At 44.6% G+C, this 258-nt stretch carries 1 rRNA gene; it reads left to right on the top strand.

Annotation, left to right across the window (positions count from 1 at the left end):
* Nucleotides 1–73: ribosomal RNA gene (locus tag ACO0LM_RS28800) — 23S ribosomal RNA — on the top strand; the annotation flags it as partial.
* Nucleotides 74–258: the final 185 nt, after the last annotated feature.

Here is a 258-nt window from a genome sequence, read left to right as displayed (position 1 = left end):
TTGATAGGCTGGGTGTGGAAGTGCAGTAATGCATTAAGCTAACCAGTACTAATTGCCCGTAAGGCTTGTCCCTATAACCTTAGCAGGTCTATAGGCTACGACAAGTATTGTGAAGTGTTTGCGAAAAGGGAATTCGGAAGAATTCCACTTGTTCGACAGCAGTCACAACCACCACAGTAAGCGATGGTCTCGCTTACTGTGACAAAATAAATAATGATGATTAGTGCGAAGACTCACCTCTGCCGCACACTCTACTGA

This window comes from Undibacterium sp. Di26W (genome assembly GCF_049340265.1).
Lineage (GTDB): Bacteria > Pseudomonadota > Gammaproteobacteria > Burkholderiales > Burkholderiaceae_D > Undibacterium.
This window is presented reverse-complemented; position numbering and strand designations above follow the sequence as displayed.